This is a genomic window from Telluria beijingensis (genome assembly GCF_030770395.1).
In the GTDB taxonomy this organism is placed as follows: domain Bacteria; phylum Pseudomonadota; class Gammaproteobacteria; order Burkholderiales; family Burkholderiaceae_D; genus Telluria; species Telluria beijingensis.
This window is the reverse complement of the sequence record NZ_CP132480.1, coordinates 1,624,933-1,650,861: the sequence shown is the minus strand read 5'-3', so window position 1 is coordinate 1,650,861 and position 25,929 is coordinate 1,624,933. Positions and strand designations below refer to the sequence as shown.

The 25,929-nt window shown below is 64.0% G+C and carries 28 protein-coding genes; 10 read left to right on the top strand and 18 right to left on the bottom strand.

What is annotated here, in order from left to right; all coding sequences use genetic code 11:
• Nucleotides 1-27 precede the first annotated feature (27 nt).
• Nucleotides 28-1,251: a pyridoxal phosphate-dependent aminotransferase gene (locus Q9246_RS07305; RefSeq protein ID WP_306396583.1), complete on the bottom strand. Its 1,224-nt coding sequence runs from the start codon at nt 1,249-1,251 to the stop codon at nt 28-30.
• Nucleotides 1,252-1,382: 131 nt separating this feature from the next.
• On the opposite strand from Q9246_RS07305, the gene Q9246_RS07300 reads away from it, so the two are divergent.
• The 9 genes from Q9246_RS07300 (at nt 1,383) to Q9246_RS07260 (ending at nt 9,066) form a co-directional block, all read left to right on the top strand.
• Nucleotides 1,383-1,757, top strand: coding sequence for an Mth938-like domain-containing protein (locus Q9246_RS07300; RefSeq protein ID WP_306396582.1), 375 nt, complete (start codon nt 1,383-1,385; stop codon nt 1,755-1,757).
• A gap of 195 nt (nt 1,758-1,952) precedes the next feature.
• Nucleotides 1,953-2,417 carry a peroxiredoxin gene (locus Q9246_RS07295; RefSeq protein WP_306396580.1) on the top strand — a complete coding sequence of 155 codons (465 nt, stop codon included), beginning with the start codon at nt 1,953-1,955 and terminating at the stop codon, nt 2,415-2,417.
• A gap of 274 nt (nt 2,418-2,691) precedes the next feature.
• Nucleotides 2,692-4,524 (top strand): PhoH family protein, encoded by a 1,833-nt coding sequence (locus tag Q9246_RS07290; RefSeq protein WP_306396578.1) that lies wholly within the window; start codon nt 2,692-2,694, stop codon nt 4,522-4,524.
• 103 nt (nt 4,525-4,627) lie between these two features.
• The gene (locus Q9246_RS07285; RefSeq protein WP_306396577.1) at nt 4,628-5,395 is read left to right on the top strand and encodes a hypothetical protein; all 768 of its coding nucleotides are present in this window, start codon (nt 4,628-4,630) and stop codon (nt 5,393-5,395) included.
• A 92-nt stretch (nt 5,396-5,487) separates the two neighbouring features.
• Nucleotides 5,488-5,844, top strand: a complete 357-nt coding sequence (locus Q9246_RS07280) for a YciI family protein (RefSeq protein WP_306396576.1) — start codon at nt 5,488-5,490, stop codon at nt 5,842-5,844.
• A 108-nt stretch (nt 5,845-5,952) separates the two neighbouring features.
• Nucleotides 5,953-6,357, top strand: coding sequence for a YciI family protein (locus tag Q9246_RS07275; protein ID WP_306396574.1), 405 nt, complete (start codon nt 5,953-5,955; stop codon nt 6,355-6,357).
• Between the two features lie 16 nt (nt 6,358-6,373).
• Nucleotides 6,374-6,790 carry a VOC family protein gene (locus Q9246_RS07270; RefSeq protein ID WP_306396573.1) on the top strand — a complete coding sequence of 139 codons (417 nt, stop codon included), beginning with the start codon at nt 6,374-6,376 and terminating at the stop codon, nt 6,788-6,790.
• A complete protein-coding gene (locus tag Q9246_RS07265) occupies nt 6,787-8,061 on the top strand; it encodes an RNA polymerase sigma factor (protein ID WP_306396571.1) in 1,275 nt (424 codons plus the stop codon). The genes Q9246_RS07270 and Q9246_RS07265 overlap by 4 nt, the downstream gene beginning before the upstream one ends.
• A gap of 117 nt (nt 8,062-8,178) precedes the next feature.
• Nucleotides 8,179-9,066, top strand: coding sequence for an MBL fold metallo-hydrolase (locus tag Q9246_RS07260; protein ID WP_306396569.1), 888 nt, complete (start codon nt 8,179-8,181; stop codon nt 9,064-9,066).
• A 55-nt stretch (nt 9,067-9,121) separates the two neighbouring features.
• Here the strand turns inward: Q9246_RS07260 and Q9246_RS07255 are convergent, their stop codons facing one another.
• The 7 genes from Q9246_RS07255 to rpsF all read right to left on the bottom strand — a co-directional run bounded on the left by Q9246_RS07255 (nt 9,122) and on the right by rpsF (nt 13,908).
• A complete protein-coding gene (locus Q9246_RS07255; protein ID WP_306396567.1) occupies nt 9,122-10,132 on the bottom strand; it encodes an inorganic phosphate transporter in 1,011 nt (336 codons plus the stop codon).
• A 22-nt stretch (nt 10,133-10,154) separates the two neighbouring features.
• A complete protein-coding gene (locus tag Q9246_RS07250) occupies nt 10,155-10,781 on the bottom strand; it encodes a DUF47 domain-containing protein (protein ID WP_005666076.1) in 627 nt (208 codons plus the stop codon).
• A gap of 90 nt (nt 10,782-10,871) precedes the next feature.
• On the bottom strand, nt 10,872-12,269 hold the full coding sequence (locus tag Q9246_RS07245) for a replicative DNA helicase (RefSeq protein WP_422802357.1): 1,398 nt from the start codon (nt 12,267-12,269) through the stop codon (nt 10,872-10,874).
• A 100-nt stretch (nt 12,270-12,369) separates the two neighbouring features.
• Entirely contained in the window at nt 12,370-12,822 is a 453-nt protein-coding gene (rplI, locus tag Q9246_RS07240) for a 50S ribosomal protein L9 (RefSeq protein WP_306396561.1), read from the bottom strand.
• Nucleotides 12,823-12,860: 38 nt separating this feature from the next.
• Nucleotides 12,861-13,151, bottom strand: coding sequence for a 30S ribosomal protein S18 (rpsR, locus tag Q9246_RS07235; protein ID WP_005666071.1), 291 nt, complete (start codon nt 13,149-13,151; stop codon nt 12,861-12,863).
• Between the two features lie 31 nt (nt 13,152-13,182).
• Complete coding sequence (priB, locus tag Q9246_RS07230) at nt 13,183-13,473, bottom strand: primosomal replication protein N (RefSeq protein WP_306396559.1); 291 nt, start codon at nt 13,471-13,473, stop codon at nt 13,183-13,185.
• Between the two features lie 42 nt (nt 13,474-13,515).
• On the bottom strand, nt 13,516-13,908 hold the full coding sequence (gene rpsF, locus Q9246_RS07225) for a 30S ribosomal protein S6 (protein ID WP_005666068.1): 393 nt from the start codon (nt 13,906-13,908) through the stop codon (nt 13,516-13,518).
• A gap of 294 nt (nt 13,909-14,202) precedes the next feature.
• On the opposite strand from rpsF, the gene lexA reads away from it, so the two are divergent.
• On the top strand, nt 14,203-14,832 hold the full coding sequence (lexA, locus tag Q9246_RS07220; RefSeq protein WP_005666067.1) for a transcriptional repressor LexA: 630 nt from the start codon (nt 14,203-14,205) through the stop codon (nt 14,830-14,832).
• A 144-nt stretch (nt 14,833-14,976) separates the two neighbouring features.
• On the opposite strand, the gene Q9246_RS07215 is transcribed toward lexA, so the two are convergent.
• The 10 genes from Q9246_RS07215 to Q9246_RS07170 form a co-directional block, all read right to left on the bottom strand.
• Entirely contained in the window at nt 14,977-15,681 is a 705-nt protein-coding gene (locus Q9246_RS07215) for a tetratricopeptide repeat protein (protein WP_306396558.1), read from the bottom strand.
• A 120-nt stretch (nt 15,682-15,801) separates the two neighbouring features.
• A complete protein-coding gene (locus Q9246_RS07210) occupies nt 15,802-17,043 on the bottom strand; it encodes a cystathionine gamma-synthase family protein (protein WP_306396557.1) in 1,242 nt (413 codons plus the stop codon).
• 3 nt (nt 17,044-17,046) lie between these two features.
• Nucleotides 17,047-18,570 (bottom strand): amidophosphoribosyltransferase, encoded by a 1,524-nt coding sequence (gene purF / locus Q9246_RS07205; RefSeq protein ID WP_306396556.1) that lies wholly within the window; start codon nt 18,568-18,570, stop codon nt 17,047-17,049.
• A gap of 64 nt (nt 18,571-18,634) precedes the next feature.
• Nucleotides 18,635-19,123, bottom strand: coding sequence for a CvpA family protein (locus Q9246_RS07200; protein ID WP_306396555.1), 489 nt, complete (start codon nt 19,121-19,123; stop codon nt 18,635-18,637).
• Nucleotides 19,124-19,136: 13 nt separating this feature from the next.
• The gene (locus Q9246_RS07195; RefSeq protein ID WP_306396554.1) at nt 19,137-20,075 is read right to left on the bottom strand and encodes an SPOR domain-containing protein; all 939 of its coding nucleotides are present in this window, start codon (nt 20,073-20,075) and stop codon (nt 19,137-19,139) included.
• Between the two features lie 27 nt (nt 20,076-20,102).
• A complete protein-coding gene (gene folC / locus Q9246_RS07190) occupies nt 20,103-21,401 on the bottom strand; it encodes a bifunctional tetrahydrofolate synthase/dihydrofolate synthase (RefSeq protein ID WP_306396553.1) in 1,299 nt (432 codons plus the stop codon).
• 91 nt (nt 21,402-21,492) lie between these two features.
• Nucleotides 21,493-22,365 (bottom strand): acetyl-CoA carboxylase, carboxyltransferase subunit beta, encoded by an 873-nt coding sequence (gene accD, locus Q9246_RS07185; RefSeq protein WP_306396551.1) that lies wholly within the window; start codon nt 22,363-22,365, stop codon nt 21,493-21,495.
• A gap of 740 nt (nt 22,366-23,105) precedes the next feature.
• On the bottom strand, nt 23,106-23,906 hold the full coding sequence (gene trpA, locus Q9246_RS07180; protein ID WP_306396550.1) for a tryptophan synthase subunit alpha: 801 nt from the start codon (nt 23,904-23,906) through the stop codon (nt 23,106-23,108).
• Nucleotides 23,907-23,982: 76 nt separating this feature from the next.
• Nucleotides 23,983-25,242 carry a tryptophan synthase subunit beta gene (trpB, locus tag Q9246_RS07175; protein ID WP_306396548.1) on the bottom strand — a complete coding sequence of 420 codons (1,260 nt, stop codon included), beginning with the start codon at nt 25,240-25,242 and terminating at the stop codon, nt 23,983-23,985.
• Entirely contained in the window at nt 25,217-25,918 is a 702-nt protein-coding gene (locus Q9246_RS07170) for a phosphoribosylanthranilate isomerase (protein ID WP_306396546.1), read from the bottom strand. Before Q9246_RS07170 ends, trpB begins: the two co-directional genes overlap by 26 nt.
• Between the last annotated feature and the right edge of the window lie 11 nt (nt 25,919-25,929).

Sequence of the window (25,929 nt, the reverse complement as noted above, 5' to 3'; positions counted from 1 at the left end):
TCGTGATGGTCAGGACGCCTGTCCCGTTCAGGCATGGCGTCGTCGGTAACCGTCGAGGAAGCGCGCGATGCGTCCGCAAGCGTCGGTCAGGTCGTCGGAATTGGGCAGGAACACCAGCCGGAAATGGTCCGGGGCGATCCAGTTGAAGCCGGTGCCTTGCACCAGCAGCACTTTTTCCTCGGACAGCAGTTCGCAGATGAACTGCTGGTCGTCCGTGATCGGATACATCTTCGGATCGAGGCGCGGGAACATGTAGAGCGCGGCTTTTGGCTTGACGCAGGACACACCCGGGATATCGGTAAGCAGTTTGTGCGCGAGATCGCGCTGTTTCAACAGGCGCCCGCCCGGCCCCACCAGGTCCTTGATGCTCTGGTGGCCGCCAAGCGCGGTCTGGATCGCGAACTGGCCCGGCGCATTGGCGCACAGGCGCATCGAGGCCAGGATGTTCAGGCCGTCGATATAGCCTTTCGCGTGGCGCTTCTCGCCCGAGACCACCATCCAGCCGGCGCGGTAGCCGCAGGAACGGTAGTTCTTCGACAGGCCGTTCAGGGTCACGAACAGAACGTCGTCGGCCAGCGAGGCGATCGAGACGTGCTCGGCCCCGTCGTACAGGGTCTTGTCGTAGATCTCGTCGGCGTAGACGATCAGCTGGTGCTGGCGCGCCAGCTCGATGATGTCGAGCAGGACTTCGCGCGGATACAGGGCGCCGGTCGGGTTGTTCGGGTTGATGACGACGATCGCGCGCGTGTTCGGCGTGATCTTGCGGCGCATGTCCTCGATGTCGGGCATCCAGTCCGATCCCTCGTCGCACACATAGTGCACCGGCGCGCCGCCGGCCAGGCTCACCGCCGCGGTCCACAGCGGGTAGTCGGGCGCCGGCACCAGCACCTCGTCGCCGTTGTTCAAGAGGCCCTGCATCGCCATCACGATCAGCTCCGAGGCGCCATTGCCCAGGTAGATGTCGTCCATGCCCACGCCGGCGATCTTCTTCTCTTGCGTGTAGTGCATGACGGCCTTGCGCGGCGCGAACATGCCCTTCGAATCGGTATAACCGGCAGCGCCGTGCATATTGCGGATCATGTCGCTCACGATCTCGTCCGGCGCGTCGAAGCCGAACACGGCGAGGTTGCCGATATTGAGCTTGATGATCTTCTGGCCGTCTTCTTCCATCTGGCGCGCCTTGTCCAGGGCCGGCCCGCGGATTTCGTAGCAGACGTCGTCGAGCTTGTTGGATTTGGCAATCGGTCGCAAGATATCCCCTGGTGTGTGCGTGCTCTGTTGCAGTGCGAAAAATACCATTCTGCCGAAAGCGCCCCGATTAGGCAACCTTGCCGATCCGGTTACAATGAGCCCCCGCGAGACCAACCAGATCGGCACATGCCATGAAGCTTCATTCCGACAACACTCAACAATACCAGACCGTGACCGGCTACGACGCTTCTGGTGTCGAAATCAATGCCGAACGTTTCAATTACAGCCTGACGGTGCTGCCCGAAATCCCGCCGCGGCCCTGGAACGTGACGCGCTTCGAGGACTTGACGGCCTTTCATTTCGAGGAAATCGCGAAGGATGCGCCGGACGTCGTCATCCTCGGCACCGGCGAGCGCCAGCGCTTCGTCCACCCGTGCCTGGTGGCCAGCCTGTCGGCGATGCACGTCGGCGTCGAGAGCATGGACAGCCAGGCCGCCTGCCGCACCTACAACGTGCTGATGGGCGAAGGCCGCAAGGTCACGCTGGCCCTGATCATCGGCGGCTGAGGCCGGGCCGCCGCCCCCGCTGGGCATGAATCGGTAGAAACATTCCTAAACGGGGTAAATGTCGTGAATCTGCCTGGGCGGGCACTAGCGGCCGGTGGCATGGCCGGATTATCATGCCAGTGCCGCTCCCCGCCACCATGCGCCGGGAGGTACAACACCGGCAGCGCGCCGCGCTGTCACTGCCAGGAGAAGCCCGTGGCCGAGAGCCAAGCAACCATCGCCCCATTTTCCGCCCCGATGACCGGTGGCCAGACCTTCGAGCTGCTCGGCCGTCCGGCCAGGTACACTGTGCTGTACTTCTACCCCAAGGACAATACGCCTGGCTGCACCACCGAGAGCATCGCCTTCCGCGAAGCGTGGCCCGAATTCCAGGCGCTCGGCGCCGACATCGTCGGCCTGAGCCGCGATTCGCTGCGCTCGCACGAGAACTTCAAGGGCAAGCTGGGCCTGCCGTTCGAACTGATCTCCGATCCCGACGAAGCCGTCTGCACGCAGTTCAATGTCATGAAGATGAAAAATATGTATGGCAAACAGGTGCGTGGGGTCGAGCGCAGTACGTTTGTCATTGACGCTCAAGGCCGATTGGTGAAAGAATGGCGTGGCGTGAAAGTCAACGATCACGTCGCCGAAGTGCTGGAATTTTTGAAGAGCCAGCCCTGAATTCATGGATGGCTCCAGTTGTTCAACCTGCTGGATCGCTATCCCATATTTTGAGTCAACCCGTAACACATTCGCATCGTCTCCTTCCGGTGTCGCGCCGGGCCCGCGCATTGCCTGGCCCGGCCGTACTGCAAACAGATACTGCAAACATTTCCCTCGCAGTCCACTCCGCGGTTCGTCCGCAACCCACGTTAGTAGCATCGAATCCGTGCGGCAGCGCGCCACGTGGCCCGCGCGCGCACGTCCATCCAGACTTTTTTAGATTGAGAACCTGATGCCACTGCCAAAGATGCCTACCCAGCCAGCGACCATGCTGCTGGCAAAAGATTACCCCAAGGCCGAACCCGGCAAATCGCCGGTACGTCCCGTCTCGGCCCAGGCCAACGACGACGTCGAGGACCTGATCAGCGGCCAGGCCGTGCCGACGCCGAAATCGCGCGCACGCCGCAAGGCTTCCGATACCCTGGCCGCCGCCCAGGCGCCCGTTTCCATTCCAGCGGTGGCGCCAGCCGCCGTCGCCGCCAATGAGGCGAGCACCGAGGCCCCGGTCAACCGCAAGCCCGCTAAAACCGCGAAGCCCGCCGCCGCGCCTGTCAGCGCCAAGCTGCGCGAGAGCGACGCCGATCAACCGCATCCGGCAAAGCACAAGCCGGTCGAAGTCGGCATCAAGTCGTCCACCAGCCGCAAGGCCGACCGTTCCGGCACCACCAAGGTGTTCGTGCTCGACACCAATGTGCTGATGCATGACCCGACCTCGCTGTTCCGCTTCGAGGAGCACGACGTCTACCTGCCGATGATGACGCTCGAAGAGCTGGACAACCACAAGAAAGGCATGTCCGAAGTCGCGCGCAATGCACGCCAGGTCTCGCGCACGCTCGACGCCCTGATCGCCAACGTCGACGACGATGCGATCGAGTCCGGCATCCCGCTGTCCAAGCTGGGCAACAAGGACGCCAAGGGGCGCCTCTTGTTCCAGACCCGCCTGACCAGCGCCGCCCTGCCCGAGGGCCTGCCGTCGGGCAAGGCCGACAACCAGATCCTGGGCGTCGTGCGCGCGCTCGAGCAGCAGATGGCGGGCCGCGCCATCGTACTGGTGTCGAAAGACATCAATATGCGCATCAAGGCGCGCGCCATCGGCCTGCCGGCCGAGGATTACTTCAACGACCACGTGCTGGAAGACACCGACCTGCTGTACTCGGGCATCGTCCAGCTGCCGGACGACTTCTGGGACCAGCACGGCCAGGACGTCGAATCCTGGCAGGAGAACAAGAACGGCACCTCGGCCACTTATTACCGCGTGACTGGCCCCTTGATCCCGACCCTGCTGGCGAACCAGTTCGTGTTCCTCGAGCCGAAGGATGGCCAGTCGCCGCTGTACGCCCAGGTCAAGTCGATCAACGGCAAGACCGCGGTGCTGCAGACCCTGCGCGACTATAGCCACAACAAGAACAATGTGTGGGGCATCACGGCGCGCAACCGCGAGCAGAACTTCGCCCTCAACCTGCTCATGAACCCGGAAGTCGACTTCGTCACCCTGCTGGGCCAGGCCGGTACCGGCAAGACCCTGCTGGCGCTGGCGGCCGGCCTGGCGCAGGTACTCGAGACCAAGCTCTACAACGAGATCATCGTCACCCGCGTGACGGTGCCGGTGGGCGAGGACATCGGCTTCCTGCCGGGTACCGAGGAAGAAAAGATGTCGCCATGGATGGGCGCCTTCGACGACAACCTCGAGGTGCTCATGAAGTCCGACGGCGATGCCGGCGACTGGGGCCGCGCCGCCACGCAAGACCTGATCCGCTCGCGCATCAAGATCAAGTCGCTCAACTTCATGCGCGGCCGCACGTTCGTGAACAAGTTCCTCATCATCGACGAGGCGCAGAACCTGACGCCGAAACAGATGAAGACCCTGGTCACGCGCGCCGGTCCCGGCACCAAGATCCTGTGCCTGGGCAATATCGCGCAGATCGACACGCCTTACCTCACCGAAGGTTCGAGCGGCCTGACCTATGTGGTCGACCGCTTCAAGGGCTGGAGCCATGGCGGCCACGTGACCCTGGCGCGCGGCGAGCGCTCGCGCCTGGCCGACCACGCCAGCGACGTGCTGTGAGCATGACGGTTGCGCCGTTCCTGGCGTAGCCATCCCGACGCCCGCCCTCACCGGCGGGCGTTTTTCATTGGGCGCCGGCGCCCGCTACAACAGAACAAGCATCATGCCCTTCGTCCTGAAACTACTGCTCGTCCCGTCCCTGATCGTCTTCGTCACCCTGGCCGGCCGCCGCTGGGGCCCCGCCGTGGCCGGCTGGCTGTCGGCCTTCCCCATCGTGGCCGGCCCGATCCTGCTGGCAATCGCGCTCGAACAGGGCAGCGCATTCGCCGCCGTCGCCGCCGCCAATACGCTGGTCGCGGTGCTGGCCATCCTGGTGTTCAGCATCGTCTATGCGCGCGTCGCCGTGCGGCCCGGGGCCGGCGTGGTGCTGGCGGTGGGCGCCGCCCTGCTGGCCTGGAGCGCCGCAGTGAGCGTCCTGCAAGGCATCGACCTGCCCCTGTGGCTGGCCTTCGGCGCCGTGCTGGCGGCCCTGCTGGCCGCGCCGCGCCTGATCGGGCCGGTACCCGCAGCGGCTGCGGTGAATGCCAGGCCGGCGCGCGACCTGCCGTGGCGCATGCTGGCTGGCGCCGTGCTCACCGTGGCGGTGAGCCAGGCGGCGAGCGGGCTGGGACCGAAGCTGAGCGGCCTGTTCGCCATGTTCCCGGTCATGGGTACGGTGCTGGTGGGCTTTTCGCACCGCGCCTCCGGCGCCGGTTTCGCGGTCGCCCTGCTGCGCGGCATGGTGGCCGGCTATGTCGCGTTCGCCGTGTTCTGCCTGGTGCTGGCCCTGCTGCTGCCGGGCCGCGGCCCTGGCCTGCCTTTCGTGGCCGCGACTGCCTGCGCACTCGCGGTCCAGTTCGGCGTGCGGGCGCTGATCGGGGCAAAAAGATGACCATGATTGCCGCAGCGCAGCGTGCCTTGGCGATTGCCGAGGTCGTAGAATAGCCGAGTTCCTGTTACAAACTTTTGAAAACTGGAGATGCCATGCCCCATATGCTGCTCATCCACGAGCCCATCGGCCAACGCGCCGCCCGCAGCGACGCCGAAGGACGCGCCACCTACGAGCGCATGCTGCGCTGGGGCGAAGACCTGAAGGAACGCGGCCTGCTGCTGGCGGCCGAATCGCTGGCATCCACCGATACTGCGGTCCGCGTGAGCGTCCCCGCCGGCAAGGCGCGCATCGTCGACGGCCCGTTCGCCGAGGCCAAGGAAATGGTGGGCGGCTTCTTCATGGTCGACGTCGACTCGCGCGAGGAGGCGGTCCGCCTGGCCGCCGAGTGCCCGGCCGCCGAATGGGCGACGGTCGAGGTGCGCGCACTGGCCCCCTGCTTCATGCGCTAGAAAAAAAATTCAAATTATTTTCGTCAAAGCTGTCGAAAGCGGCGGCCGCCGTTCGTCGTGGACTATGAAAGGCCGGCCACCGCCAGCCGCTCATCACAGGAGATCGATATGCGTTTCATGATCATCGTCAAGGCCAGCGCCGCGTCCGAAGCGGGAGAGATGCCGCAAGAGTCGCTGCTCGCCGAAATGAACGACTACCACCAGGAGCTGGCGCGCGCCGGCGTCCTCCTCGACGGCAACGGGCTCAAGCCGACCAGCCAGGGCTGGCGCATCCGCTACGAAGGCGGCGAGCGGCGCGTCGTCGACGGCCCGTTTACCGAGACCAAGGAGCTGATCGCCGGCTACACCCTGATCCAGGTCCGCTCGCGCGAGGAGGCGCTGGAATGGACGCGCCGCTTCCCCAACCCGCGCGGCCCGGGCCTGGAAGCCGAAATCGAAGTGCGCCAGGTGTTCGAACTCGATGACTTCGCCCCATCCGAGACCATCGACCGCATGCGTGCACAACAAGACTGAAACAGGAGACCCCACCATGAGCAACCAGCAAATCTACGTCAACCTCCCGGTCAAGAATCTCGAACGCAGCAAGGCGTTCTTCGCCGCCCTCGGCTTCGACTTCAATCCCCAGTTCAGCGACGACAACGCCGCCTGCATGATCGTCAGCCACGACCATATCTACGTAATGCTGCTGGTCGAGCCCTTCTTCCAGACCTTCATCGACAAGAAGATCGCCGACGCCCGCACCAGCACCGAAGTGCTGCTGTGCCTGTCGCGCGACAGCCGCGCCGCGGTCGACGAGACCGTCGCCAAGGCCCTGGCGGCGGGCGGCAGCGCGCCGCGCGCGCCGCAGGACCACGGCTTCATGTACCAGCATTCGTTCGAAGACCTCGACGGCCACATCTGGGAACTGGCGTATATGGAAAGCATGCCGCCGAGCGAAGGGCAATGACGGGCAAGGTCGAAGACACCATCGCGGCGGTGTGGCGGATCGAATCCGGCCGCATCAATGGCAGCGTGGCGCGCATCGTGCGCGACGTCGGGCTGGCCGAGGAGCTGGCCCAGGACGCGCTGGTGGCGGCGCTCGAGCGCTGGCCGCGCGATGGGATCCCGGACCGTCCCGGCGCCTGGCTGCTGACGGCCGCGCGCAACGGCGCCTTCGACCTGCTGCGACGCGACCGCAGCCTGCGCGAGAAACTCGAACAGATCGGCCTCGACCTCGAGGCCCAGGAGGCGCTGATCGTGCCCGACTTCGTGGATGACCTGGATGCCAAGGCGCGCGACGTCGTCAAGGACGACCTGCTGCGCCTGATGTTCACCGCATGCCACCCGGTGCTGTCGCTCGACGCCCGGCTGGCGCTGACGCTCAAGCTGCTGGGCGGCCTGGCCACCGGCGAGATCGCGCGCGCCTTCCTGGTCCCCGAGAGCACCATGGCGCAGCGCATCGTGCGCGCCAAGCGCACCCTAGGCGAGGCGAAAGTGCCATTCGAACTGCCGCCCCCAAGCGAACTGGGCGAACGCCTGGGCGCGGTGCTGGAGGCCGTCTACCTGATCTTTAATGAGGGCTATACCGCCACCTCCGGTGACGACTGGATGCGTCCCTCTCTAGTCGACGAGGCGCTGCGCCTGGGCCGCATCCTGGCCGAACTGGCGCCCAACGAAGCCGAGGTGCACGGCCTGGTGGCGCTGATGGAACTGCAGGCCTCGCGCATGGCGGCGCGCCTGGATGGCGCCAAACGGCCGGTGCTGCTGCTGGACCAGGACCGCGCGCGCTGGGACGGCGTGCTGGTGCGGCGCGGGCTCGCCGCCCTCGAACGCGCGGCGCGCCTCGGCCAACCACGTGCCTCCTATCTGCTGCAGGCCGAGATCGCCGCCTGCCATGCACGCGCCCACCGTGCCGAACTAACCGACTGGCGCCGCATCGCCGACCTGTACGGCGAGCTGACAGTGGTCCAGCCTTCGCCGGTGGTCGAACTCAACCGCGCGGTGGCGGTCGGCATGGCCGACGGTCCCGCGGCCGGGCTGGCGCTGGTCGACCGCCTGCAAAAGGATGGCCGGCTGGACGGCTACCACTGGCTGCCGAGCGTGCGCGGCGACCTGCTGTTCAAGCTCGGCCGCCGGCCCGAGGCACGCGCCGAATTCGAACGCGCCGCCGCCCTCACCGCCAACGCGGCCGAGCGCGAACTGCTGCTGGCGCGGGTGCGCGACGCGGCCGACGCCTGACCTTGAGCACAAACAAATTTTATTTAAATCAATCTTCCTCATGCTAGAGGGATAGTGACCCGGTATCATCGAGCCTGTTTAGAATAACGATGACACGATCATGACGGGAGGCTGGCGATGAGGTTCCGGTTCTGGGGAGTGCGCGGATCGATCCCGTCGCCGGGTCCGCGCACCGCGCGCTATGGCGGCAACACCACCTGCATCGAGGTGCGCACCGATGCCGGCGCCCTGCTGATCCTGGACGGCGGCACCGGCCTGTTCCCGCTGGCCCAGCAGCTGGTCCAGCAGGGGCCGGTGGAGGCCAATATCTTCATCACGCACAGCCACTGGGACCACATCCACGGCCTGCCCTTCTTCACCCCGCTGTTCGTCAAGGGCAGCCGGGTGCGGCTGCATGGCGCCCACGACGAGCTCACCGGCCACGGCATCGAGCACGTGATGGGCGTGCAACTGCAGAACAGTTATTTTCCGGTCAGCGAAACGCAAATGAGCGCCACCATCGACTACCGCACGCTCGACATCGGTGTGCCGGTCGACGTGGACGATGCCGTGGTGTCGAACGTGGCGATGAACCATCCGGTGCTCAACCTCGGCTACCGCATCGACTGCAACGGCAAGTCGCTGTTCTTCACCGGCGACCACGAACCGTGGCCCAATCCGCATCCGGCCGGCAGTGTCGAGGGCGCCGCCCTCGACGCCCACCTGCGCGAGCGCGAGCGCTGCATGGACGCCGTCATGCGCGGCGTGGACGCGCTGATCGTCGACTGCTCGTACACGCGGGAGGAATATCCGTCCAAGCGGGGCTGGGGCCACGGCACCTTCGACGGTGCATTGGAGATGGCGCTGCGGGTCGGCGCGCGGGCACTGTACTGCACGCACCACGAACCGACGCGCGGCGACGACGAACTGGAGGCGGTGTTCGCCGAGGTCATGGCGCGTTACGAGGGGCGACTGGATGGCTTGCGCGTGGTCCTGGCCTATGAAGGACTGGACGTCGAGTTGTGACAAAAAAAACGGAGCCATCCAGGCTCCGCTTTTTCGTTACGCCATTCAGCACACCTTACATGATGTGCGTCCCGATCCACCACGCCACCGCGGCGATGAACGCCGACGCCGGAATGGTGAAGATCCACGCCCACACGATATTGCCGGCCACGCCCCAGCGCACGGCCGAGGCCTTTTGCGCGGCGCCCACGCCAACGATGGCGCCGGTGATGGTGTGGGTGGTCGACACCGGGATGCCGAAGGCGCTCGACATCAGGAGCGTCATGGCGCCGCCGGTCTCGGCGCAGAAGCCGCCCACCGGTTTGAGCTTGGTAATCTTCTGGCCCATGGTCTTGACGATGCGCCAGCCGCCGAACAGCGTGCCGAAGGCGATCGCCGCGTAGCACGAGATGATGACCCAGGCCGGTGGATGCGCGTCGTTGGCGCTGACGTAGCCGGCCGCGATCAGGAGCATCCAGATGATGCCCATGGTTTTCTGCGCGTCGTTGCCGCCGTGGCCCAGCGAGTAGGCCGCGGCCGACACCAGCTGCAATTTACGGAACAGGCCGTCGACCTTGCGCGGGGTCGCCTTGACGAACACCCAGGCCACGATCAGCATGATGATCGAACCGAGGGCAAAGCCCAGCAGCGGCGCGACCACGATGAAGGCCACGGTCTTGAGCAGGCCGCCCGACACCAGCGAACCGGTGCCGGCCTTGGCCACCGCGGCGCCGACCAGGCCGCCGATCAGGGCGTGCGAGGACGAGGACGGGATGCCGTAGTACCAGGTGATCAGGTTCCAGGTGATCGCCCCGACCAGGGCCCCGAAGATGACGTAGTGGTCGACGATCTGCGGGTCGATGGTGCCCTTGCCGATGGTCTGCGCCACCTTCATGTTGACCACGAAGATCGCGATGAAGTTGAAGAAGGCGGCCATCGCGACGGCGTGCTGCGGCTTCAGGACGCCGGTCGACACGACCGTGGCGATCGAGTTCGCCGAGTCGTGGAAGCCGTTCATGAAGTCGAAGATCAGGGCCAGCACGACCAGCATGCCCAGCACGTAGATGCTGATATGTAGAGATTCCATAATCGTGAACGATCGGAGACGCTTACGCGTTCTCGACGATGATGCCTTCGATGATGTTGGCCACGTCTTCGCAGCGGTCGGTCACGGTTTCGAGGATCTCGTAGATCGCCTTCATCTTGATCAGGTTGCGCACGTCCGGTTCGTCGCGGAACAGCTTGGACATGGCGGCGCGCATCACGTGGTCGGCGTCCGACTCGAAGCGGTCGATCTCTTCGCAGATGGCGACGATCTTCGGCGCATTGTCCATATCGTGCAGCATCGAGACCGCCTCTTGCACCTTCAGGCAGCACGACAGGCACAGCTCGGCCAGGCGCTTGGCTTCCGGCGTGACCGCGTGCAGGTCGTACAGCGACACGGTCTGGGCCGCGTCTTCCATCATGTCCAGGATGTCGTCCATGCGCGTGATCAGCTTGTGGATGTCGTCGCGGTCGAGCGGGGTGATGAAGGTCTTGTGCAGCAGGTCGACCGTGGCATAGGTGATCTTGTCGGCCTGTTTCTCGATCGTTTCGACCGCATGGGTGCGGGTCTCGAGATCGTCGAAATTGGTCATCAGCCCGACCATCTCATGCGCACCCTTCACGCACAATGCAGCGTGCTGGTTGAACAGTTCAAAGAAATTGCCCTCTTTAGGCAAAAAGCGTCCAAACATTGTTTTTCTCCGTTTTTCTCTCGGTATTGCCGACGCTCCGGGAAAAGCGACGGCATGGTGTGCGGCGTGACGCCGGCCGCGGTATGCGGCTTAGTCGCCCTGGTAGATGGACAGGTTGCCGCTGTAGTTGCCAAACTTGGTGTACTGGCCGATCCAGGTGAGGCGGATCGCCCCGATCGGACCGTTACGCTGCTTGCCGATGATGATCTCGGCGGTGCCTTTATCAGGCGAATCCGGGTTGTAGACTTCGTCGCGGTACAGGAAGATGATCACGTCCGCATCCTGTTCGATAGCGCCGGATTCGCGCAGGTCGGACATCACGGGCCGTTTGTTGGGGCGTTGTTCCAGCGAGCGGTTCAGCTGCGACAGCGCGATCACGGGGCACTGCAATTCCTTGGCCAGGCCTTTCAGCGAACGCGAGATCTCCGAGATCTCGGACGCGCGGTTGTCGCCCGGCTTGGAACCCTGCATCAGCTGCAGGTAGTCGACGATGATCAACCCGAGCTTGCCACACTGGCGCGCCAGGCGTCGTGCCCGCGCGCGCATTTCGATCGGATTCAATGCCGGCGTTTCATCGATATACAGCTGGGCATCGTTCATCTTCTGGATGGCATGCGTCAGGCGCGGCCAGTCCTCGTCGTTCAGGCGGCCGGTACGCAGGCGGTGCTGGTCGAGCTGGCCGACCGAACCGAGCATACGCATGGCCAGCTGGGCGCCGCCCATCTCCATCGAGAACACGGCGACCGGCAGGCCGGCCTCGATCGCGACATTCTCGCCGATATTGACCGAGAACGCGGTCTTGCCCATCGACGGACGGCCGGCGACGATGACCAGGTCGCCCGGCTGCAGGCCGGAAGTCATGCGGTCGAGGTCGATGAAGCCGGTCGGCACGCCGGTGATCTCGCCCTGGTTTTCCCGCGAGTACAGTTCGTCGATGCGCTCGACCACCTGGGTCAGCAGCGGCTGCACTGCCAGCCAGCCCTGGGCGCCACGGGCGCCCTGTTCGGCGATGGCGAAGATCTGCGATTCCGCCTCGTCGAGCATCTGTTTTACTTCTTTGCCCTGCGGGTTGAAGGCATTACCCGAGATTTCGTCGGCGACGGTGATCAGCTGGCGCAGGATGCCGCGGTCGCGCACGATCTCGGCATAACGGCGGATATTGGCGGCCGACGGCGTGTTCTGCGCCATCGCGTTCAGGTATTGCAGGCCACCCACGTCCTCGGCCTTGCCGAGCTGGTTGCAGGCTTCGTAGACGGTGATCACGTCGGCCGGCTTGCCGGCATTGATCAGGCGCACCATCTGTTCGAAGATGATGCGGTGATCGTAACGGTAGAAGTCTTCCGCATGCATGAAGTCGGCGATACGGTCCCAGGCCGCATTGTCGCGCAGCAGACCGCCGATGACGGACTGCTCTGCTTCGATGGAATGCGGGGGGATGCGTAGTGCTTCGAGTTGCGGGTCGGCGGGTGCTGCGTTCATGGGCGGCATTATACCTTCTCCTGTCACACGGCTGTCATAATTGGTGAATTTCAAAAGCAAAAAAGCCGGGCAAGCCCGGCTTTTCTGGTACTGCTTTCACTACATGCTATCAGGCAGCTTCGCCCACGACAGCGATGGTGATTTCCGACACGACGTCGGTGTGCAGCGCGACTGCAACCGGGAATTCGCCGGTGGTCTTCAGTGGGCCGGTCGGCAGGCGAACAGCCGACTTTTCAACCGGGAAGCCTTGCTTGGTCAGCGCTTCGGCGATGTCGGCATTGGTGACCGAACCGAACAGGCGGCCGTCGACGCCGGCCTTCTGGCCGATGGTGACGGTCAGACCGCTCAGCTTGTCGCCTTGGGCTTGGGCGGCTGCCAGTTTCTCGGCGGCTGCTTTTTCCAGTTCGGCGCGCTTGGCTTCGAACTCGGCGACGGCGCCGGCGGTAGCGCGGCGGGCCATCTTTTGCGGGATCAGGAAGTTACGTGCGTAACCATCCTTGACTTTGACGACGTCGCCCAGGTTGCCGACGTTGATAACTTTTTCCAACAGAATAACTTGCATGTTTTATCTCCAGGATATCTGACTGTCGTGACCGACGATTAACCGTGGTGCAGGTCGGTGTACGGCAGCAGCGCCAGGTAACGGGCGCGCTTGATGGCGGTGTCGACCTGACGCTGGTAGTGAGCCTTGGTGCCGGTCAGACGTGCTGGCATGATCTTGCCGTTTTCCTGGACGAAGTCCTTCAGGGTGTCAACGTCTTTGTAGTCAACCTGCTCAACGCCAGCGGCGGTGAAGCGGCAGAACTTCTTGCGCTTGAACAGCGGGTTCTGCTGCTTGCGCTTGAGTTTTTCTTTAGCTTTGTTTTTGTCGAACTTTTTACCGAATGCCATTTTGAGGCTCCTGTATATCTAAATTGCCGAACTAGGCGGCACTGAAATCAATGATGTGAAACACCAGGGCTTTGCTGTTGCGATTTTTTCTAGCGAGGAATCCGTCGAAGCGGTAGCTGGCGCCGAGCTCGGCGCTTCCGAACCTGCCCGAAATCTCGCCCGCGGCGAACGCGGGGACTTCGAACTCGACCAGGCGATCGATCCCTGCTTCGCGCTGATGCGAACTGTGCATCAGGACGGCTGAAACGATCGGCACGCCGGCCGGGGTGTAGCGCAGGACATCACGCTCGGCGATGGTCGCCACGAGCTGGAGCTGGCTCACCCGGTTCTTCTGCTACGTTACTACGAATTCCTGGAAAAAATCTTAGGCAGCGGCAGCCGGGGCAGCTGCAGGAGCGGCTGCTTCTGCGCGGTGGCTCTTGGCTGCGTCTTCGCGCTGCACCGATTTCATCATCGGCGACGGTGCGGTTTCCGCTTTCTTCATCTTGACGGTCAGATGACGCAGAACGGCATCATTGAACTTGAATGCGGTTTCCAGCTCGACCAGGGTCTCGTTGTCGCACTCGATGTTCAGGCAGATGTAGTGGGCTTTTGGCAGCTTCTGGATCTGGTAGGCCATCTGGCGGCGACCCCAGTCTTCCACGCGATGGATGTTACCGCCGCGGCTGGTCACCGTGGTCTTGTAACGCTCGATCATCGCCGGGACTTGTTCGCTCTGGTCCGGATGGACGATAAAAACGATTTCATAATGACGCATGCATTACTCCTTGAGGACGTTTTACATAAATGCCCACCTCGGCGTCAAGACGAGTGTGGGAAGGGAACAGCCAGCTAGTATAGCGTGAAATGGAGGAAATGGGAACCAGGCTGTCAAGGTCTCGGCGCTTGACCGGCTCACCAGTCCAAAAGTCACTCGACAATTGCTTGCGGAAAGCGTATTTCGTGTGATAAGGGCGATTTTTTTGCGCTTTTCGGCGTATAACCCTTGCATATAGCAGAATACTGTACAAAAATACAGTCTACCTCTATAACCCGTTTCCGCAAGATATTTATGCTCAAGCTCACTGCAAGGCAAGAACAGATCCTGAACCTGATCAAGGAAGCGATCGAGAACACGGGTTTTCCTCCGACCCGGGCCGAAATCGCGGCCGAACTGGGCTTCCGCTCGGCCAATGCGGCCGAAGAACACCTGCAGGCGCTGGCGCGCAAGGGCGCGATCGAGATCTCGCCAGGCACCTCGCGCGGCATCCGCCTGGTGGGCGCCAGCGTCGAGCAGATCCCGATGCCCCCTCCCTCGCTGATGTCGCTGCCGCTGGTCGGCCGCGTCGCCGCCGGCAATCCGATCCTGGCGCAAGAACACGTCGAAGCGACGTATAACGTCGACACCGCAATGTTCGCGGCGCGGCCCGATTTCCTGCTCAAGGTAAAAGGCTGGTCGATGCGCGACGCCGGCATCATGGATGGCGACTTCCTGGCGGTCAAGAAAATCGACAGCGCCAAGAACGGCCAGATCGTCGTGGCCCGCCTGGGCGAGGAAGTTACCGTCAAGCGCTACCGCAAGACGGGCGACCTGGTCGAACTGCTGCCCGAGAATCCCGACTTCAAGGTGATCGAAGTCACGCCCGACGAAGAGTTCGCGCTCGAAGGCCTGGCGGTTGGCCTGATGCGCAGCTGGAACTGACTTAGCACCATCAGCACGTCGTTCCCGCGGAGGCGGGAACCCAAGTTTGCGTGATTCATCACCAGGATAGGCCCTTGTGGCAGCGCTGGGGACTTGGGTTCGCCAAGGCGCCCGGCGAGGGCGGGAACGACGTTCAGACGTAATCTAGTTCTTGATCTTGTTGATCACCGCATTGTGCTGGTCGACGAACGCCTCGGTCGCATTGCGCCACGCAGCAAAATCGGCCAGGATCATCTTCGAATTGACTTTCGCCCCTTCCGCGATGTTCTGGCGCACCTGTTCCAGGTAGGCGGTCGAGGCCTCGGTTTCCTGCTTGTTCATCAGCTTCGCGATATCGGGCGGAATGCGCTTGGTCAGCGGCGACTGCGCATTCAGGTTGGTCACCATCTTGTTGTAGCAGTCCTGCCAGCCCGTCACTGCCTTGTTCACGCGCTCGATTTCGTCGTTCAGCTTCGACACCGCCGGGATGCGCGGCGACGGGCAGCGGTACTCGCCCGACTGCAGGTCGGCGCCATCGTAGCCCTTGATCCAGTAATCGATCTCGGCGCGGCGCTCCACGCGCTGCTGCATGATCACGAGCGAATCGGCGGCCACCTTGTTGCCCTTGGCGGCAGACTTTTCAAACAACTCCTTGGCTTTCGCTTCGTCGACCGCGCCGGCTTCGCCATACCAGTACATCTGGCCCAGTTGCTGCTGGGCTTGCGGGTTGCGGGCATTGGCCAGCTTGGTGTACAGCTTGAGCGCGCCCGCATAGTCCTTTTTCTCGAACAGGGCGTTGGCATCCTCGAGTTCGCCGGCAAAGGCGGCGCTACCGACGATCAGGGACAGGCAGAACAGGAATCGTTTCATGGGCACTTGGCAAGACTGGCAGGTAAAAGCCCATGATAGCCGCGTTTTACGGCTGGGCTCAACCGCTAATATGACAGGGCCGGCATCGCGCCGGCCCTGGAAATCGACTTTTACACCGCTTTACGCATCGAGCGCCTGGCGGAAGTCGCCGACCAGGTCGTCGGTATCCTCGATGCCCACCGACACCCGGATCAGGCCCTCGGCGATGCCCATGCTGGCGCGCCGCTCCGGTCCCATCTCGAAGAAGATCGTGTGCGCCACCGGGATCACGAGCGTGCGGTTGTCGCCCAGGTTCGAGGCCGGGATCGCCAGTTGCAGGCGATTCAGGTAATCGAACGGATCGATGTCGTCCCGTAGCTCGAAGCTCAGCAGCGAACCGCCCGAACGGAACAGCTCGGAGACGATGCCGTTCTGCGGGTGCGACGCCAGGCCCGGGTAATGGACGGCAGCGACGCGATCGTCTGCCTCCAGCATCGTCGCCAGCGCCAGCGCATTGGCGCAGGTGCGCTCCATGCGCAGCGCAAGCGTCTCGGCGCCGACCGCGATGTGGTGCGCCGCTTCCGGGCCCAGCGCGGCGCCGAAGTCGCGCAGCGCCTTGGCCCGCAACTGGGCCATGCCCTGCGCGGCGGGCGCCTGCTTGCGGAAGTTCGGCGCGATGTTCGGATACGCGGCCCAGTCGAACAGGCCGGTATCGGTCAGCGCGCCGCCCAGCGCGATGCCGTGGCCGCCGATCGACTTGGTCAGCGAATTGACCACCAGGCCGGCATGTACGGCCTTCGGGCGGAACAGCCAGGGCGTGGTCATCGTGTTGTCGACCACGTACAGGATGCCGCGCGCGCGGCACAGTTCACCGATGCGCGCCAGGTCGGCCACTTGGGTGCGTGGATTGGCGATGGTCTCGACGAACACCATGCGGGTCTGCGGCGTGAGCGCCGCTTCCACTTGCGCGACTTCGGTGGCGTCGACGAAGGCGACATCGACGCCCTGCCCCGCCACCGTCTGCCACAGGCTGTTGGTATTGCCGAACAGGAAGCTCGACGATACGACCTGGTCGCCGGCTTTCAACAGTGCCTGGAACAGCGCACCGATCGCCGCCATGCCGGTGCCGAAGCACAGGGTGGCGACGCCGTCTTCCATCTTGCTGATCTTGTCTTCCAGCGCCGACACCGTCGGGTTGCCCTGGCGGCCGTAGCGGAAGCCCGGCTCCTTGCCCTGGAACACCGAAGCCAGCTGGCGCGCGTCGGCATAGCCGAAGGCGACCGAGGTGTGCACCGGCTTGTGCAGCGAGCCCTGCTCGATCGGCTTGCGCCGGTCGTTGTGCAGGATGGTGGTGGTGAAGCCGTAGCCTTCGTTTTTCGACATGGCTTACTCGGCGGCCACCGGCGGGTTCAGGTTGAGCTGGGTGCGTACCTTGTCCTCGACATCCTTCGACTTCGGATTGTGGCGCGCCGATTCCTGGCGGTCCAGGTATTCCGGGGTCACGTCGCCGGTGACATAGACGCCGTCGAAGCACGAAGCCTCGAAGTTCTTCAGCGCCGGGTTCACGTCGGAAATCGCGCGCTTGAGGGCATCGACGTCCTGGTACACCACGCGGTCGGCGGTGATCTCGCGGCACACTTCTTCGGTCGTGCGGCCATGGGCGATCAGCTCGTCGCGGGTCGGCATGTCGATGCCGTACACGTTCGGGTACAGCACCGGCGGCGCGGCCGAGGCGAAGAACACTTTACGGGCGCCGGCTTCGCGCGCCATCTGCACGATCTCGCGGCTGGTGGTGCCGCGCACGATCGAATCGTCGACCAGCAGCACATTCTTGTCCTTGAACTCGGAGCTGATCGCGTTCAGCTTCTGGCGCACCGATTTCTTGCGCATGCCCTGGCCCGGCATGATGAAGGTGCGGCCGATGTAGCGGTTCTTGATGAAGCCTTCGCGGTATTCCACGCCGAGCTTGAGCGCCAGCTGGATCGCAGCCGGGCGCGACGAGTCTGGAATCGGCATCACGACGTCGATCTCATCTACCGGGATTTCCTTGCTGACCTTGTCGGCCAGGTATTCGCCCATGCGCAGGCGGGTGGCGTACACCGAGGCGCCGTCGATCACGGAATCGGGACGGGCCAGGTAGACGAATTCGAAGGCGCAGGGATTGAGCGACGGGTTCTCGGCGCACTGGCGCTCGTGCAGCTGGTTGTTTTCGTCGATGAAGACCGCTTCGCCCGGCGCGATGTCGCGCACGAAGCGGAAGCCCAGGCCTTCGAGGGCGACCGATTCGCTGGCCACCAGGTATTCGTTGCCTTGCTCGGTCTCGTTGATGCCCAGGCACAGCGGACGGATGCCGAATGGGTCACGGAAGGCCAGCATGCCGTGGCCGGCGATCTGCGCCACCACGGCGTAGGCGCCGCGCACGCGGCGGTGCACGGCGGCGACCGCCTTGAACACGGCGTCGGCGTCGAGCGTGTAGCCGTCGGCTGCCTCTTGCACTTCGTGCGCCAGCACGTTGAGCAGCACCTCGGAGTCGGAATCGGTGTTGATGTGGCGGCGGTCGTTGCGGAACAGCTCGTCCTTCAGCTGGGCCTGGTTGGTCAGGTTGCCGTTGTGGGCCAGCGTGATGCCGAACGGCGCGTTGACGTAGAACGGCTGCGCTTCTTCTTCGCTCGACGAACCGGCGGTCGGGTAGCGGCAGTGGCCGATCCCGGTATTGCCCTGCAACGAACGCATATTACGGGTGCGGAACACGTCCCGGACCAGGCCATTGGCCTTGAACATCGAGAACATGCTGCTGTGATTGGTCGCAATGCCCGCCGCGTCCTGGCCGCGGTGCTGCAGCAGCAGCAATGCGTCATACAGCAACTGGTTGACGGGAGAGTGAGAGACGACGCCGACGATGCCACACATGGTGTGCTCCTAAAAGCTTGAGTGCTTGATTACAGAAAAAATAGTACGACTGAAGCGGTGCTGGTCAAAAATTCACGTGCTGCGCCATGGCAGCGGGAAGGAAGGGCTTGACGGTACGGGCGCCGGTCTCCGCGATCGGCGACAACAAGGCATCCTGCCAGAACGGCTGCCTCGGGATGTCCGTCATCCCACACAATATGACGCCGGCCAGCACGATTACAATGCCGCGCGCCAATCCAAACAAGCCTCCGAGGCCGCGGTCCGCGAGCGAGAGGCCGGTGGCTTCCACCAGGGCCCCAATCGCCAGCGACAGCAGGCCCATCAATATCCGCACGCCCAGGAACAGCGCGATGAAGGCCACGATCAGGCGCGCCGTGGCGCCGGGGATCACCTCCGGCAGCAGCGGCGCCAGTTGCGCGCCATAGGCATTGGCCACCACGAAGGCGACGATCCAGCCCAGCAGCGACAGGATTTCCTTGACCAGGCCGCGCAGGGTGCTGATGACGACGGAAGCGATCAGCACGAACAGCACCAGGTAGTCGAAAATCGTCACGCGCGGGCTGCGGTCAGAGCGGCACCATCGTGCCCGACAGGCCAATGCCGCCCAGCTTGGCGCGCACCTTCTCGGCTTCTTCCTTGCTGAACGGGCCGATCCGCACACGGATCAGCTCGCCGGACTTCTGGGTGAACGATGCAATCCCGGCGCCGCGCAGGCGTTCCTGCAGCTCGGTCGCCTTTTCCTGGCTGCCGAGGGCCGCGACCTGCACCACGAAGCGCGGCGCCGGGCCCTGCGCCTTCTGCGGCGCGGCCGGCTTGCCTTCGAGGATGGCCAGTGCGCGCGCGGCGTCGTCCGCGGCGGCGGGCTTGGCGACCTGCTCGGCCTTCGGATGGGTCTCGACCGGCTTTTTCGGCGGTTCGGGTTTCTTTTCCGGCTTGGTTTCAGGCTTCGATTCGGGCTTCGGCTCGGGCTTGACCGGTTCTGGCTTCGGCTTTACCGGCTCGGGCTTCGGTTCCGGTTTGGGTTCGGGCTTCGGTGGCTCGACAGGCTTGGCCGGCTCGAGCATGCGCATCGGCGGCGGATCGCTGGCCGCGGGGGTGGCGACAGGTGGCGCCGCCACCGGATCGACGATTTCCTCGTCGGCGTCGACGCTGGCCGATGGCGCCACCTGCTCGGACGGCACCGGCAACGGCGGCGCCTTTTCCTTGTCCGGGATGTGGATGGCGATGTCGGTGGCCAGCGGCTTGGGTTCGGAATCGAGCAGCATCGGCAGCGCGACAACAGCCGCCAGCACCAGCGCGATGGCGCCGACCAGGCGCCGTCGGGCGCGCTTCTTCTCGGGCAGGATCGGATCGCCGCGGCTGGTGCGGCGCCCCGCCTCGCCCGCCGAACTCGCGCGCTTGGAGCGGGCGCGCTCGGTGTAAGCGGCATCGTCATCCTTGACGAAGTGGCCGCTGTCGCGGACAGTTTCTTGCTTGTTTTTATTGCCGAACGAGAACAAGCCCATGTGGTTCAGGTAATAGGGTGAAGAATCTCAGTGAAGACTCGATTTGCGGGCCGCCATCACGCCGGCAACCGTGTAGAAAGAGCCAAAGACCACAATTCTATCATTCTCCCCTGCCCGGCTCAGCGCATTCGCATATGCCTCGGCCGGCGTTGCGAAATTGCTCACAGAAAAATCATCGTCCTTGGCGCCGGCTGGCCTGAGCGCCTGTAGCCTGTCGGCCAGCGCGTCGGGCTGCGCCGAGCGCGGCGAATCGAGGGCGGTGACGCACCAGTGATCGACGATGCCGGTCATCGGGGCGATGACGGCGTCGATGTCCTTGTCTTCCATGATGCCGAACACGGCATAGGTAAAGCGGTGGAAGCCCATATTACCCAGGTTCTGGGCCAGGGTGGCGGCGGCGTGGGGATTGTGGGCGACATCGAGCACCTGGGTCGGGCGGCCCGGCAACACCTGGAAGCGGCCCGGCAATTCGACCAGGGCCAGGCCGGTGCGGGTTTCCTGCGCGCCGCAGGGCAGCTGCATGCGCAGCGCCTCGAGCGCGGCCAGCGCGGCCGAGGCATTGAGCAACTGGTTGGCGCCGCGCAGGGCCGGATAGGCCAGCGAGTTGCGGCGCTGGCCGCGCCCGCCATAGCTCCACTGCTGCTGGTCGCCCTGGTAGTTGAAATCGCGGCCCAGCAGCCACAGGTCGGCGCCGATGCTTTGCGCGTGGTCGATCAGCGACTGGGGCGGCACTGGATCGCTGCAGATGGCGGGCTTGCCCTGACGGAAAATGCCGGCCTTCTCGAAGCCGATCTTCTCGCGCGTGTCGCCGAGATACGATGTGTGGTCGATGTCGATGCTGGTGACGATGGACACGTCGGCGTCGATCACATTGACCGCGTCGAGGCGCCCGCCCAGGCCCACTTCGAGGATGGCGACGTCGACGCCGCTTTTCGAGATCAGGTGGGCGATGGCCAGGGTGGTGAATTCGAAATACGTGAGGTCGGTATCGGCGCGGGCCGCTTCGACGTCGTTGAAGGCCGCGACCAGCGCCGCATCGGACGCCATCTCGCCATTGATGCGGGCGCGCTCGTTGAAGTCGAGGAAGTGCGGCTTGATGTAGAGGCCGACGCGGTAGCCGGATTGCAGCAGCACCGATTCGAGCATCGCGCAGGTGGACCCCTTGCCATTGGTGCCGGCGACCATGATCACCGGGCAATCGAAGGCCAGCCCCATGCGCTCCTTGACGGCGCGCACGCGGTCGAGGCCCATGTCGATATGGGTTTCGGCATGGCGCGACTCGAGCAGGGCCAGCCAGTCGGGCAAGGTGGTCGGTAATGGGGACATGGTGATAACGGTAGGAATGCTAAGCCGCCCCGAAAGGACAGGCGCAATGAGAAAGGGCGACCGGCCTGCGCCAGTCGCCCCTTTGTTCGAATCAGGCCAGGACTTCGGTCGCCTGGTTTTGCAGCAGGGCCAGCAGGCGCGCGATTTCTTCGCGCATCTTGCGGCGGTCGACGATCATGTCGACGGCGCCCTTGGTGACCAGGAACTCGGCGCGCTGGAAGCCTTCAGGCAATTTCTCGCGCACGGTATTCTCGATCACGCGCGGACCGGCAAACCCGATCAGGGCCTTCGGTTCGGCGATGACGACGTCGCCCATGAAGGCGAACGAGGCCGAAACGCCGCCCATGGTCGGGTCGGTCAGCACGCTAATGAACGGCAGCTTTTTCTCGGCCAGTTTGGTCAGCATGGCAGTCGTCTTCGCCATCTGCATCAGCGACAACAAACCCTCTTGCATACGCGCGCCGCCGGTGGCGGTAATACAAATAAACGGCACCTTCTGCTCCAGCGCCACTTGCGCGCCGCGCACGAAGCGCTCGCCGACGACCGAGCCCATCGAGCCGCCCATGAATTCGAATTCGAAGCAGGCCACGACGACCGGCAGGCTCATGATCGAGCCACCCTGGACGATCAGCGCATCGGTCTCGCCGGTGGCGTCCATCGCCGCCTTCAGGCGGTCAGGATACTTCTTGCTGTCCTTGAACTTGAGCGTATCGACCGGCAGCGTCTCTTGGCCGATATCGTAACGCCCACCTTCATCGAGCAGCGCATCGAGGCGATCGCGGGCGCGGATGCGCATATGGTGATCGCACTTCGGGCACACGTGCAGGTTGGACTCGATGTCGGCGCGGTACAGGACCGACTCGCACGATGGACACTTGACCCACAGGCCTTCCGGCATGGTCTTGCGGTTGGCGGCATCGGAGCGCTGGATCCGAGGGGGCAGCAGTTTTTCCAACCAACTCATGTTCTCTCCTTTGCGGCAAATCTTTCAGTGGCGCGTAGTGTATCCGCTCAGGCGCAGCTTGTCGAATCATAGCAAGCCGACAATTGCCTGTTTGACATCCCTGCCACCCCACCCGCGAAAATAGGGTCAGATACCGTCCGGACTAACAAATGAAACGGGCGGAGGTACCTATCTGACCCACGTGCTCAGCGGCACTTGAGTCGTTCGGCATCACTCCGCCCGACCGCTTCGTCGCCATCACAGATCAGCTCCGCTGCGGTACCTTCAATATACGAGACTCTGACCCTAATGCCGTTAAGTTAGCGTAAAAGCCGTCGTTCCCGCCCTCGCCGGGCGCCTAGGCGGGAACCTAATTCTGCGAGCGTTTCGACGACGTTAGCAGAACTTGGGTTCCCGCCTTCGCGCACTAGCGTCCGGAATATTTATTCGCGAAGTAAGCATGTCATTCCCGCGCTCGCCGGGCGCCTTGGCGGGAATCCAAGTAACGTCAAGGAATGCTCATGCTCTTGCATAGCCTCAGCCTTTATCGGAGCGCGATTTTTGAGCCGCTGGTCCGCTGCACTTGGGTACCCGCCTGCGCGGGTACGACGTGTTTTTCGCTACAGAGAGTCGCCTTTTCGGGATCCGAATTTGTTCCGGACACCAGTGCGCCTTCGCGGGAAGTCGTTACCTCCAGTGAAGGTAACGACGTGGTGGCTACTCTTAACTTAACGGCATTAGACTCTGACCCTAATTGAGCCTTAGCCGGCGTCGAGGGCGGTGCGGATGGTGGAGGTGAAGTTGCGGACGGCGTCGACGGCCTGCTCGGCGGGGCGCGCTTCGATTTCCTGGATGATGCGGCTGCCGATCACGACCGCGTCCGCCACCTGCGCCACGGCCTTGGCGGTTGCGCCGTCGCGGATGCCGAAGCCGACGCCGATCGGGAGCTTCACATGTTCGCGGATCGCATTCACGCGGCGGGCGACGTCCTCGGTGTCGATCGCGCCGGAGCCCGTTACTCCCTTCAGCGAGACGTAGTAACTGAAGCCGCCGCCATGCTGGGCCACCTGCTTGACGCGCTCGGTGGTCGAGGTCGGCGCCAGCAGGAAGATCAGGTCGAGGCCGTTGTCACGCATGGCGCTGGCGAAGTCGGCGCACTCCTCGGGCGGGTAGTCGACGACGATGGCGCCGTCCGCCCCCGCCTCTTTCGCGCAGCGGATGAATTCGGCCTGGCCGATGCGCTCGATCGGGTTGGCGTAGCCCATCAGGACCACCGGCGTATCAAGATTGGTCTGGCGGAACTCGCGGACGAAGGCGAATACGTCCTTCAGGCCGATGTTGAACTTGAGCGCGCGCTCGCAGGCGCGCTGGATTACCGGGCCTTCGGCCATCGGATCCGAGAACGGCACACCCAGTTCCAGCACATCGGCGCCGCCCGCCACCAGGGCGTGCATCAGCGGGACGGTGAGCTCGGGGCCGGGGTCGCCGGCGGTGATGAAAGTGACCAGGCCGGTCTTGTTCTGCGCCTTCAAGGCGGCAAACGTGGGGGCAATGCGGGACATGCTGTGCTTCCTTTCGATGATCGTGGATGGTGCGTTGCGCCGGCTACGCGGCCGGCGCCGGATGACTAACCGGATTTCAGCCGAAATCCAGCCCCATCCGCTGCGCCACCGTGTGCATGTCCTTGTCACCGCGGCCCGACAGGTTGATCAGGATGATCTTGTCCTTCGGCAGGGTCGCCGCCAGCTTCACGCCATAGGCGATCGCATGCGACGATTCCAGCGCCGGAATGATCCCTTCGATGCGGCAGCAGTCATGGAAGGCCTGCAGCGCTTCTTCATCGGTGATCGACACGTATTGCGCACGCGCCGAATCCTTCAGCCAGGCGTGCTCGGGCCCGACACCCGGGTAATCCAGGCCCGCCGACACCGAGTGCGTCTCGATGATCTGCCCGTTCTCGTCCTGCAGCAGGTACGTCCGGTTACCGTGCAACACGCCCGGAATGCCGGCCGTCAGCGAGGCCGCATGCTTGCCCGAACCGAGCCCCTCCCCCGCCGCCTCGACGCCGACCAGCTGCACGCCCGGTTCGCCGATATACGGATAAAAAATGCCCATCGCGTTCGAGCCGCCGCCGATGCAGGCGACCACGTAGTCGGGCTGGCGCCCGGTCATGGCCGGCATCTGCACCCGGCATTCCTCGCCGATCACCGACTGGAAGTCGCGCACCATCATCGGATACGGATGCGGGCCGGCCACCGTGCCGATGATATAAAAGGTGTTCTCGATATTCGTGACCCAGTCGCGCATCGCCTCGTTGAGCGCATCCTTCAGGGTCTTCGAGCCCGACTCCACCGGCACCACGGTCGCGCCCAGCAGCTTCATGCGGTAGACGTTCTGGGCCTGGCGCTTCACGTCCTCGGCGCCCATGTACACCACGCATTCCAGGCCGAAGCGCGCGCAGATGGTGGCGGTGGCCACGCCATGCTGGCCGGCGCCGGTCTCGGCGATGATGCGCTGCTTGCCCATGCGCCGCGCCAGCAGGGCCTGGCCGATCACGTTATTGATCTTGTGCGCGCCGGTATGGTTCAGGTCTTCGCGCTTGAAGTACAGCTGGGCGCCGCCGGCCAGCTCGGACCAGCGCCGCGCGTGGTACACCGGCGACGGCCGGCCGACGAAGTGGGCCAGCTCGTAGCGGAATTCCTCGAGAAATTCAGGGTCCTGCGCATACTTGGCATAAGCCTCGTTCAGCTCGGCCAGCGCATGCGACAGGGTTTCGGCGACGAAGCTGCCGCCATACGGGCCGAAGTGCCCGACCGCGTCGGGCAGGGCGTAATCCGGGGTCTTGAACAGGGGCGCGGCGCCAAGCCGGCCGTTAGGGGTAAGATCTTTCGTGGTCATGGTGCGACTCGCTTTCGATGGTGGCATCGGCCGCCCGCACCGCCGCGATGAAGGCGGCGATCTTGCGGGCATCCTTGATCCCTTTCGCTTCCTCGACACCACTGCTGATGTCGACGGCGAAAGGGCGAACTCGTACCGTCGCCTCAAGGGCGTTGTGTACGCTCAACCCACCACTCAAAACGACCCGAGGCGCGAGCTCTTTTGGAATAAGAGACCAATCGAAGACCTTTCCTGCGCCGCCGTACGCATCGACCCAAGTGTCGAGCAGCATGCCTGAAAACCAGGGACTGGCGGCGCGGTATGCAAGCTCATATTCTAGCAAAGCCGATGGCGCCGTGTCAGGCTTGATGCGGTAGGCGCGCACGAAAGGCCGCTCTACCGCCGCCGCGATGGCCGCGCACTGCTCCGGCGTCTCGTCGCCATGGAACTGGATCAGCCCCAGCGGCATCGCCGCCGCCACCTCGCGCACCTCTTCCAGCGTCGGGTTCACGAACAGCGCCACGGCACTGACGAAAGGCGGCAAACCCGCGCACAACTCGGCCGCGCGCGCCGGCGTGACGTAGCGCGGGCTTTTTGGATAGAACACGAAGCCGAGCGCATCGGCGCCAAGTTCGACCGTCGCGCGCAAGTCCTGCTCGCGGGTGATGCCGCAGATTTTGATACGGGTACGGCGCATGGCGATCCTGT

Excerpts from the sequence above, each read along its gene's own strand:
- Q9246_RS07300 (WP_306396582.1), top strand. The coding sequence starts at position 1,383 with ATGAAGCTTCATTCCGACAACACTCAACAATACCAGACCGTGACCGGC.
- Q9246_RS07290 (WP_306396578.1), top strand. The coding sequence starts at position 2,692 with ATGCCACTGCCAAAGATGCCTACCCAGCCAGCGACCATGCTGCTGGCA.
- Q9246_RS07285 (WP_306396577.1), top strand. The coding sequence starts at position 4,628 with ATGCCCTTCGTCCTGAAACTACTGCTCGTCCCGTCCCTGATCGTCTTC.
- Q9246_RS07280 (WP_306396576.1), top strand. The coding sequence starts at position 5,488 with ATGCCCCATATGCTGCTCATCCACGAGCCCATCGGCCAACGCGCCGCC.
- Q9246_RS07275 (WP_306396574.1), top strand. The coding sequence starts at position 5,953 with ATGCGTTTCATGATCATCGTCAAGGCCAGCGCCGCGTCCGAAGCGGGA.
- Q9246_RS07270 (WP_306396573.1), top strand. The coding sequence starts at position 6,374 with ATGAGCAACCAGCAAATCTACGTCAACCTCCCGGTCAAGAATCTCGAA.
- Q9246_RS07265 (WP_306396571.1), top strand. The coding sequence starts at position 6,787 with ATGACGGGCAAGGTCGAAGACACCATCGCGGCGGTGTGGCGGATCGAA.
- Q9246_RS07260 (WP_306396569.1), top strand. The coding sequence starts at position 8,179 with ATGAGGTTCCGGTTCTGGGGAGTGCGCGGATCGATCCCGTCGCCGGGT.
- Q9246_RS07255 (WP_306396567.1), bottom strand. The coding sequence starts at position 10,132 with ATGGAATCTCTACATATCAGCATCTACGTGCTGGGCATGCTGGTCGTG.
- Q9246_RS07250 (WP_005666076.1), bottom strand. The coding sequence starts at position 10,781 with ATGTTTGGACGCTTTTTGCCTAAAGAGGGCAATTTCTTTGAACTGTTC.
- Q9246_RS07245 (WP_422802357.1), bottom strand. The coding sequence starts at position 12,269 with ATGCCGCCCATGAACGCAGCACCCGCCGACCCGCAACTCGAAGCACTA.
- rplI (WP_306396561.1), bottom strand. The coding sequence starts at position 12,822 with ATGCAAGTTATTCTGTTGGAAAAAGTTATCAACGTCGGCAACCTGGGC.
- rpsR (WP_005666071.1), bottom strand. The coding sequence starts at position 13,151 with ATGGCATTCGGTAAAAAGTTCGACAAAAACAAAGCTAAAGAAAAACTC.
- rpsF (WP_005666068.1), bottom strand. The coding sequence starts at position 13,908 with ATGCGTCATTATGAAATCGTTTTTATCGTCCATCCGGACCAGAGCGAA.
- lexA (WP_005666067.1), top strand. The coding sequence starts at position 14,203 with ATGCTCAAGCTCACTGCAAGGCAAGAACAGATCCTGAACCTGATCAAG.
- Q9246_RS07215 (WP_306396558.1), bottom strand. The coding sequence starts at position 15,681 with ATGAAACGATTCCTGTTCTGCCTGTCCCTGATCGTCGGTAGCGCCGCC.
- Q9246_RS07210 (WP_306396557.1), bottom strand. The coding sequence starts at position 17,043 with ATGTCGAAAAACGAAGGCTACGGCTTCACCACCACCATCCTGCACAAC.
- purF (WP_306396556.1), bottom strand. The coding sequence starts at position 18,570 with ATGTGTGGCATCGTCGGCGTCGTCTCTCACTCTCCCGTCAACCAGTTG.
- Q9246_RS07195 (WP_306396554.1), bottom strand. The coding sequence starts at position 20,075 with ATGGGCTTGTTCTCGTTCGGCAATAAAAACAAGCAAGAAACTGTCCGC.
- folC (WP_306396553.1), bottom strand. The coding sequence starts at position 21,401 with ATGTCCCCATTACCGACCACCTTGCCCGACTGGCTGGCCCTGCTCGAG.
- accD (WP_306396551.1), bottom strand. The coding sequence starts at position 22,365 with ATGAGTTGGTTGGAAAAACTGCTGCCCCCTCGGATCCAGCGCTCCGAT.
- trpA (WP_306396550.1), bottom strand. The coding sequence starts at position 23,906 with ATGTCCCGCATTGCCCCCACGTTTGCCGCCTTGAAGGCGCAGAACAAG.
- trpB (WP_306396548.1), bottom strand. The coding sequence starts at position 25,242 with ATGACCACGAAAGATCTTACCCCTAACGGCCGGCTTGGCGCCGCGCCC.
- Q9246_RS07170 (WP_306396546.1), bottom strand. The coding sequence starts at position 25,918 with ATGCGCCGTACCCGTATCAAAATCTGCGGCATCACCCGCGAGCAGGAC.